General features: G+C 62.9%; 1 protein-coding gene. It reads right to left on the bottom strand.

Annotated features, from left to right (window positions below):
• A partial coding sequence (locus E5X88_RS33540; RefSeq protein WP_292168570.1) for a glutamate synthase central domain-containing protein occupies positions 1-447 on the bottom strand: 447 nt, incomplete at both ends.

Below are 447 nucleotides of genomic sequence, written 5' to 3'. Positions count from 1 at the left end.
CATGACCTCGTCGAGCGCGACCTTCTTGCGCCCGGTTTCTTCCGCTAGCCTGATCTTGAACAGACCGCGAATGGTCTGGGCGCGGGCCGTCTCGCTGTCAATCTGGGCGGAATAGTCCTTGAAGGTGTCCCATGAGCCCTGGCGCACGGCGTGCTGCAGGGTGGCGACCGCATCGGGCGACCACATATGCGCCTCGCCGCGCATGCGGAACATATACTCGCCGCCGACCTCAAGGCTGTTGCGCAGCACTGGGTCGTCGCCGAAGCCGTCGGTGTGGCGGCTGACCGTCTCGGCCGCGATCTCGTCCAGCCCGACGCCTTCGATCAGCGTTGCGGTGCCGGTGAAATACTTCTGCACGAAATCCGACTTCAGCCCGATCGCGTCGAAGATCTGCGCACCGCAATAGGACTGGTAGGTTGAGATGCCCATCTTGGACATCACCTTGAG

Origin of the sequence: Mesorhizobium sp. (assembly GCF_004962245.1) — a bacterium.
Taxonomy (GTDB): Bacteria; Pseudomonadota; Alphaproteobacteria; order Rhizobiales; family Rhizobiaceae; genus Mesorhizobium.
This window is presented reverse-complemented; position numbering and strand designations above follow the sequence as displayed.